This is a genomic window from Microcoleus sp. A003_D6 (genome assembly GCF_036702825.1).
Taxonomy (GTDB): Bacteria; Cyanobacteriota; Cyanobacteriia; order Cyanobacteriales; family Microcoleaceae; genus Microcoleus.
Genome location: NZ_JAUBWA010000098.1, coordinates 19,825 through 28,666, shown reverse-complemented (window position 1 = coordinate 28,666; position 8,842 = coordinate 19,825). Strand labels below are relative to the sequence as shown.

The following is an 8,842-nucleotide window of genomic DNA, read 5'->3' as shown; positions in this document are numbered from 1 at the left end:
CTCCCCCTCTCCCCATCTCTCCCAATCTCCCCCTCTCCCCCTCTCCCCATCTCTCCCCCTCTCCCCCTCTCCCCCTCTCCCCATCTCCCCATCTCCCCCTCTCCCCCTCTCCCCCTCTCCCACTCTCCCCATCTCCCTTTTGTATCCGCTGCGTCTTGTTTAAAAAAAGAGCATCGGCTCTAATTAAGTTATATTCCGAAAAATACTATTTCCTTAAAATTTTTGTATCATAGGGAACTGCACCGAAAATTGCACCGGGAACCGCAGCAGTAAAGTGCGCAAAAATATTTTAGTGAGTTAAACTAACTTTAGGAAAATTTTAGAGCTTAACTTGCAAGCGATGAAAAAACAGCCATGCAGGAAGTTATCAACTTGTTTCAGTCTTTTTTCTCTAACTCTGTTGATGCTTTCCTAGAGTGCGATCGACAGCAAAAGTACCTCTCGATAAATCCTGTTGCTGCTGCTTGGATGGGATTGGAACCTGCTGAAATAGTCAACAAAAATCATCAGGAATTATTGAAATTATATCCCAATAATGCTGCTCTCAAAAATATAATCTCGCAGATGGATTCCTGCCTGCAACAAGTATTTATCACAGGGGAAAAAAGGCTGGCAATTCACGAGGTGACGGTGGCAGACGGCGGGATTAAAATTTACGAAACGGCTTACACGCCAGCGGTGGATGCCTCTAGCAACCAGATGCGGGTTTTAGGCGTTGGTAGAGATATCACCAGGCACTACCGCTGGCAGCAGCAGAAAACTCAACAGTTGCGCCGATCGAACCATTTACTGTGGTTGAATGCAGCTAACAGTCCCCTGGCAATGGTGGGCTGGGATGAAGATTTTCGGATCGTTGAGTGGTCGAAACGCGCTGAAGAAATCTTTGGCTGGACATCCGATGATATGATGGGCAAGCAGTTCGGCGATTTAGATTTGGTTTGCGAAGAAGATAGAGAGGCTGTAAGCGCGATCGAACTCGAACTGGCCGCCGGCAACGGCAATACTTCAATTAATCAAAATAAAACTAAAAGCGGACAGGTAATTTGGTGTCGCTGGTTCAACTCGATTATTCGCAGCGGCGACACTTTTACCGTGCTTTCTTTGGTGGAAGACATCACCGATCGCAAACGTTTGGAAGCAGAAAAAGCCCAAGCTTCTCGCCTCACAGCAATGGTAGCCGATGTCGGTATTGCCCTCACCAAACACCCTCAAGATATCCTGCTTCCCTGCTGCGAGGCAATGGTACAAAATCTAGATGTCGCCTCTGCTGAAATTTGGAGTTTCAACTCTCAAGATGATGTTTGGGAAATGCAAGCAGTCTCGGGTATCTACAGTCGCACAGGCGATCGGGCTAAATTTATTGAAAATAAGGTTAACTCGATCGCATCACAGCAAAAACCGGAATTTGACTCCGGATTTGAACTGAATAATTTTGGACTCTCGGAGGAAGAATCCGAAGCAGCAGCACACAATTCTGAAATAGCAATTATCAACAGCCGTCAAAATCCGAAAAATTGCCAAATCCCCAAGCAAATTCTCACCTTCGCCGGCTACCCTTTAATTGTGGAAGAACGGCTGGTGGGAGTCATGGTAATTATCAGCCGCCAACCGCTGAGTGCACCCTTTCAGGAAACTTTAGCATCGGTTGCCGATGTCATCGCTTTAGGCATCGAACGCAAGCGTGCAGAAGCTGAATTAAAAGCAGCGAGAGGGTTCCTCAATTCCGTAGTAGAAAATCTGCCTGTGGGAGTTTTTGCTAAAGATGCTTCTTCGCTGAAATTTGTGCTGTGGAATAAAGCGGGAGAAACGATCGCAGGTGTTACCTCTCAAGAGGCGATCGGCAAAAATGACTACGATATTTATCCTAAAGAACAAGCTGATGTTTTCACCGCTCAAGACAGGGAAATATTGACCGGTCATCACAACCAATCTACTGTTCAAGACATAGCCGAAGAGCCGATTCAAACTCGCCACAAAGGTATGAGAATACTGCACACCCGCAAAGTGCCAATTCTCGACGCCGCAGGCCATCCTCAGTACGTTTTGGGGATTACTGAAGATATTACCGAACGCAGGCAGGTAGACGAAAGCGTGCGCCTCTACGACCAAATTGTCGAGAATATGCAAATTGGTTTGTACGTCTACCATTTAGAAAATATAGACGATGACAGCACTCTCAGGGCGATCGCCTCGAATCCCGCAGCTACCAAGTTTACCGGATTAGAAATGGCCGACGTTTTGGGCATGACTATCGACGAGATTTTTCCTCATTTGCGATCTAAAAACATTCCCCAAGCATTTGCTTCGGTAATTCTGAGCCAAAAAGCCGTAGAAGTTGAAGATATTGACTGCGATGAATGCGGCAGAATAACTCGCGCTTTTTCTATTAAAGCTTTTCCGCTGCCCAATAACTGCGTCGGCGTTGCATTGGAAAATATTACCGCTCGTAAATCTCTGGAATTAGAACTCAAGGTAGCTTTGGAACAAACCGAACGTTCCGAACAATTGCTGCGCACGGTAATTGATGAAAACAGCGACTGGATTTTTGCCAAAGATAAAAATTTCCGATATATTTTGGCAAACAATAGTTTCCTTAAAGCTATGGATCAAACCCTAGAAAATGCGATTGGTAAAGATGATTTACAATTAGGATTTTCGGTAGAATTAGTGTTTGGAAATCCTGCAAAAAATATCCGTGGCTTCCGCACCGACGACTCGGCGGTACTGGCCGGGGAAACTCTCCACAATCCCTACGATCCGGCAACTATTGCTGACGGTTCAGTACATATTTTTGATACCCAAAAAGTCCCTCTGCGCGACGCTGAAGGCAATGTATTCGCAGTGTTGGCTTTCGCTCACGATATTACTGAACGCCATCAAGCTCAAGAAGCTTTGCGCAGAAGTGAAGCGAGATTTCGCTCTTTGGTAGCTAATATTCCGGGAGTAGTTTATCGCTGGCAGTGCGATTTTTTTGCAACTTTTATTAGCGATGCTGTTTACTTGCTAGCGGGCTACCCTGCTGCGGATTTTATTTCGCCTTTGGACAGGGGTAGCCGGACTTTTGCTAGCATTATTTACCCGGAAGATTTGGCAAAAGTAGAAGCAACTATTAGGCAAGGAATAGAAAACAAACAGTCTTATAACTTGGAATACCGCTTGCTAGCAGCAGACGGCACGGTTAAATGGGTGTGGGATAAAGGTTCTCCTGTATTCGCTGAAGATGGGAGCGTTGGCTGTTTGGACGGGGTGATTTTTGATATTAGCGATCGCTACTACGCCGAGGAAGCATTGCGCCAAAAAACTTTAGAGTTAGAATCAATTTTTCGCGCTTTGCCTGATTTGTATTTCAGACTAGATGCTGACGGTATAATCGTGGATTGTTTGTCAGGAAGTTCATCGGATTTATACCTATCTCTCGAACATTTTATGGGGAAACGAATGACCGACATATTGCCACCAAATGTCGCCAGCCAATTTGCTCGAGCAATATTTGAAATTTCCGAACATAGAAATTCGATCGACATAGAATATTCGCTTTCCATGTCGGAAGGAGACAAAACTTATGAAGCCAGACTGTTGCCTTTTAATTCAGATCAAATTATTATTCTAGCTCGCAACATAACTCTGCGCAAACAGGCAGAATCTCAATTAAAAGATAAAAATAGCCAGTTAGAACAAACATTGAAACAATTAGGAAGGACTCAAGCTCAACTAATTCACGCAGAAAAAATGTCTGGTTTGGGACAGCTCGTCGCCGGAATTGCTCACGAAATTAATAATCCTGTCAGTTTTATCTACGGCAATATCATTCACGCTAGCGAGTATGCCAAAAACTTGCTGCAACTGTGCAGTTTGTATCAAGAACATTACCCGAAACCTGTTTCTGTTATCGCGGATTTTGCTGAGGAAATAGAAGTTAAATTTATAAAAGAGGATTTCCTTCACCTGCTGAATTCAATTCAAACCGGAGCAGATCGGATTCGCGAAATTGTTCTGTCTTTGCGAAACTTTTCCCGCCTGGAAGAATCAGATATTAAGCGTGTCGATATCCACGAAGGAATAGACAGCGCTCTGTTAATTTTGCAACACAGACTTAAAGAAAATGGCAGAAATCGTAATATTGAAATAGTTAAAGAATATGGAAAACTGCCACCGGTACAGTGCTACGTCGGACAGTTAAATCAAGTGTTTATGAATATTTTAAATAATGCTATTGATGCTTTAGCAGATGTCAGGAATAGGAAGTTGGAATTGGCGAGTGCAACGGATGCCCAAGGGCAAGATTTTTCTGGTTTACCTTTAAGTTGCGGCGCATTGCCTGGGATTCGGATTCGCACGGAGGTTTTGGAGAACAATCGGGTGGCGATCGCAATTTCAGATAACGGATCGGGAATGGCAGAGTCTGTTAAGTCTCGCATATTTGACCCGTTTTTTACGACTAAACCAGTAGGCAAAGGTACTGGTTTGGGACTGTCTATCTCCTATCAGATTGTGGTGGAAAGACACGGGGGTACGCTGCGGTGCATTTCTGCGCCTGGAGAGGGAACTGAATTCGCGATCGAGATTCCAATTCGGCAGAGGTAATTAGTCAGTTGACAGTTGACAGTTGACAGTTGACAGTTGACAGTTGACAGTTGTCATTGGGAATTGGTCGTTTTACTGGAAAAATGATAATCTAATTCAAGGTTCTAAAAGTCAGGAATATCAACATGGTATACAAAGGCATAAATACTTCTAGTGCAGTTGCAAAACCAATTAAAGATGATGATGATGATTCCTACGTTGACTATTTTTATGACGATCCGGGGGCTCCACCGGGAACTCTCGACTTAGAAGCGGATGCGCTGCCTCCGGAGATTGTATTAATTGACTATTGCGAGACAGCAGCTACTCGCACCAAATTGGCAAATCCTCAAGAAGCTGCTGCGTATTTAGATACAGCATCTGTTTCTTGGGTTGATATGTTGGGATTGGGAAACCAAGAAACTTGGCGCCACATGGGTGAAGTGTTTCATTTGCATCTTATGGCTCAAGAAGATGTGGTTAATGTGCCACAGCGCCCTAAAGTTGTAGATTACGAAAATCACCTTTTAATCATTGCCTGGATGGTGATGATTAAGCCGAATTCAGATAATTTTCACAAAGAACAAGTTAGTTTGCTTTTGGGTAAACATTACCTGCTAACTGTTCAGGAAGAACCGGACTATGATTGCTTTGGACACGTGCGCGATCGCATTCGTAAAGGACAAGGAATGATTCGCAAACACGGAGCAGATTATCTCGCTTATACTCTGTTAGATTCGATTATAGATGGATTCTTCCCAGTATTAGAAATGTACGGAGAGCGCATTGAAGAACTAGAGGATGAAGTGGTGGTGAACCCCACCCGCAAAACCCTGGAAAAAATTTATAAAATTAGGCGAGAATTGCTGACGCTGCGCCGCGCAATTTGGCCGCAGCGGGATGCAATTAATGTTTTGATTCGAGATAGCAGTGATTTGATTAGTCCAGAGGTGCGAATTTACCTGCGCGACTGTTACGATCACACGGTGCAGGTGATGGATATGGTGGAAACCTATCGAGAGTTGTCTTCGGGTTTAATGGATGTTTACCTGTCTTCGGTTGGTAATAAAATGAATGAAATTATGAAATTGCTGACGGTGATTTCGAGTATCTTTATTCCTCTAACTTTTGTGGCGGGAGTATACGGGATGAATTTTAATACAGAGAAATCGCCCTTGAATATGCCGGAGCTGAATTGGTATTTTGGCTATCCGCTTTGTTGGGCGGTGATGCTAGCGATCGCCTCGGGTTTAGTTTACTTCTTCTGGCGGCGCGGCTGGTTTGAAAACTTTTCTACTATTAAAGAGGAAGGAAGAAAAGTAACGATCGATCGCGTACAATAAATCTGGGGAAAAAGTAGGCGCAGGCGGTTGCGGATTAGCGAAAGCTTGTCTGAGGAAAGTCCGGACTCCCGAAAAACCAAACTTGCTGGGTAACGCCCAGTGCGAGCGATCGTGAGGATAGTGCCACAGAAAGATACCGCCAATTAGTCATTGTCAGCAGTCATTGGTCATTAGTAAGTAACTGAGGATTTTTGACTGGGAAGCAACAACTAATTTGGTAAGGGTGCAAAGGTGCGGTAAGAGCGCACCAGCAGCATCGAGAGGTGCTGGCTCGGTAAACCCCAGTTGGGAGCAAGGTCGGAGGGACTATGGTTGGTTTTTTACCAGTTCCGTTTTTTGGTACCGCTTGAGGCGTCTGGTAACAGGCGTCCCAGATAGATAACTGCCCTCGAAAACTGCTTGCAGTTGAGAGAACAGAACCCGGCTTATGTCCGACTTTTTCCCCCCCAAAATCCCAGACTGGGAGAGTGGGGGAGGGGGAGAGTGGGAGAGGGGGAGAGGGGGAGGGGGAGAGGGGGAGAGTGGGAGAGTGGGGGAGAGTGGGAGAATTTTTAGATATTTTTAGAATAAGGTTAGATACACCAGATACATTCCCAATTCCCAATGCCCAATTCCCAATGCCCAATTCCCAATGCCCAATTCCCTATGAATCTGATTTATCCTGGTCGCCAAAAGCAACTTGAAATATTAATTCAAAAATTGGGACTGTCGAAGGATGCTTCGATCAAATGGCATCTCGTGGATTTAGCTTTGACTCATGCGAGCGCGTCAGCTAAGGCAAATTACGAGCAACTAGAGTTTGTAGGCGATGCAGTCGTGCGGCTGGCGGCGTCGGAATTGTTGTTTGAGATTTATCCCGACTGTACGGTGGGGGAATTTGCTGCTATTCGATCGATCTTGGTGAGCGATCGCATTCTTGCTAAAATCGCTGAAAGTTACGGGTTCGATCGCTATTTAATTGTTTCCAGCAGCGCCGCCTCGGACAAAACAGGCGCTGAACCCCGACTGGCCGATGCTTTGGAAGCGGTACTGGCTGCGCTTTATTTGAGCGTCAATACCTTAGAATTAATTCGCCCTTGGCTAGATTCTCACTTTCGACACCTAGCGGCCCAAATCCGCAGCGATCCGGCCCGCCAAAACTACAAAGCTGCTCTCCAAGAGTTGACTCAAGGCAAATACAAAACTTTGCCCAAATATAGCGTGCAAGAAACCGGGACAGTGCAGGGCGGGGAAGATCGTTTTACCGCAGAAGTTCTCATTCAGGGAGAGTTGGTAGCAGAGGGAAAAGGTCGATCGATCAAAGCGGCAGAACAAGCAGCGGCTCAGGCAGCTTTTAATAAATTAGTCAGTAGTCAGTAGTCAGTAGTCAGTAGTCATTAGTCATCAGTCATCAGTCATCAGTCATCAGTCATTAGTCATGGAGAATTGGGAATTGGGAATTAGAATTGGGAATTTTTAGTATTAAAAGAAACCCAATAATCAATAGTCCGGACAGTTTTCAATCACCAACGGTAGAATAAGGGTTCCAGCTTCCTCAGCAGGTGAAATCTTAACGGTAGAATGCGGGTTTCAGTCGCTGCCCAAAAAACTGTCCGGAGTATTGATAATAACAAAATATGCTATAATTGCTATGCGAATTTTGAAATTATAATCAATGAAAATCGGAATAGCTGTATTGGGTGCAGGCCGCTGGGGAGTTAACCTAATTCGCAACTTTCTCGAACATCCCAACAGCGAAGTTTTAGCGGTGGTAGACCCGAATCGAGATTCATTGGCGGCCGTCCAAAAACAGTTTAATCTCCATTCCTCGGTGATTCTAGCTACCGATTGGTCTCAAGTGCAAGAATTGCCGGGACTGGAAGCTGTGGCGATCGCCACTCCAGCTTCCACACACTACACCCTCGCAGCCTCCGCCCTGCAACAAGGCTACCACGTCTTAGCAGAAAAACCCCTCGCCCTCAACCTCACTGAAGCAATAGAACTCTGTCAATTAGCCGAAAAACAGCAGCGACAACTCTTCGTTGACAACACTTATCTATTTCATCCAGCAGTCGATCGAGGCCAAAGAATTATTCAACAGCATCAACTCGGAAAATTGCGCTACGGTTACGCCCAGCGCACCCATTTTGAACCGGTGCGGCACGACGTTGATGCCCTTTGGGACTTGGCCGTTCACGATATCGCTATTTTCAATACTTGGTTGGAACAAACGCCAATTCAAGTAAGGGCGATCGGCACTGTATTTCCGAAGGAAGAAGGAAGTTCGGCAACGGATTCTGTAACGGATGTAACGGATGTCAGGAAGAAGGAAGAAGGAAGAGGGAAGAAGGAAGAAGGAAGAGGGAAGAAGGAAGAAGGAAGAGGGAAGAAGGAAGAAGGAATAAATCAAGAAGCAGCAGAAATTGAAAATCAATTTGGTCATTCACGGCTGACTGCGAATCATTCAGAAGGACTAGCCGATTTAGTCTGGGTAACGCTTACCTATCCCGACGGATTTCAAGCATTCATTCACCTGTGCTGGCTAAATCCCGACAAACAACGGCGCTTAACAGTTGTTGGCAGTTTGGGAACCTTGATTTTTGATGAAATGTCGCCAGAAACTCTCCTGATTTTGCAGCGCGGGAATCCCAATTGCGGGGGCGAGGAGAATAACTCTTTTGAAAGTGCGTTAGCGAAGCCCGCCCCTACGGGGGCTACGCCAACGAAGAGGATCGCACCGCAGCCAACAGGCTTCAGACACCGCGAAGTGTTGAATGTAGAATCTGGAGAACCGCTGCGGCGAGTGTGCGATCGCTTCCTCAACTGCGTGCAAACAAATACCCCCTCTCCTACCTCTTCCGGCGCCGCCTCCGTCGAATTAATCCGCATTCTCAGCGCTTTGAGCAAATCCCTCGAACTCGGCGGACAGCCCCTAATATTATTTGAGATTTGAGATT

Annotated in this window: 4 protein-coding genes and 1 other RNA gene; all 5 read left to right on the top strand. The window is 45.6% G+C overall.

What is annotated here, in order from left to right; genetic code table 11:
* Window positions 1-354: 354 nt before the first annotated feature.
* The 5 genes from QUB70_RS23615 (at window position 355) to QUB70_RS23595 (ending at window position 8,838) form a co-directional block, all read left to right on the top strand.
* Entirely contained in the window at window positions 355-4,584 is a 4,230-nt protein-coding gene (locus QUB70_RS23615; protein WP_332983768.1) for a PAS domain S-box protein, read from the top strand.
* A gap of 125 nt (window positions 4,585-4,709) precedes the next feature.
* Window positions 4,710-5,906, top strand: coding sequence for a magnesium/cobalt transporter CorA (gene corA / locus QUB70_RS23610; RefSeq protein ID WP_332983767.1), 1,197 nt, complete (start codon window positions 4,710-4,712; stop codon window positions 5,904-5,906).
* Window positions 5,907-5,916: 10 nt separating this feature from the next.
* Window positions 5,917-6,349, top strand: an RNA gene (gene rnpB / locus QUB70_RS23605) — RNase P RNA component class A.
* A 202-nt stretch (window positions 6,350-6,551) separates the two neighbouring features.
* A complete protein-coding gene (gene rnc / locus QUB70_RS23600) occupies window positions 6,552-7,265 on the top strand; it encodes a ribonuclease III (protein WP_332983773.1) in 714 nt (237 codons plus the stop codon).
* A 295-nt stretch (window positions 7,266-7,560) separates the two neighbouring features.
* On the top strand, window positions 7,561-8,838 hold the full coding sequence (locus tag QUB70_RS23595) for a Gfo/Idh/MocA family protein (protein WP_332983766.1): 1,278 nt from the start codon (window positions 7,561-7,563) through the stop codon (window positions 8,836-8,838).
* Window positions 8,839-8,842 lie beyond the last annotated feature (4 nt).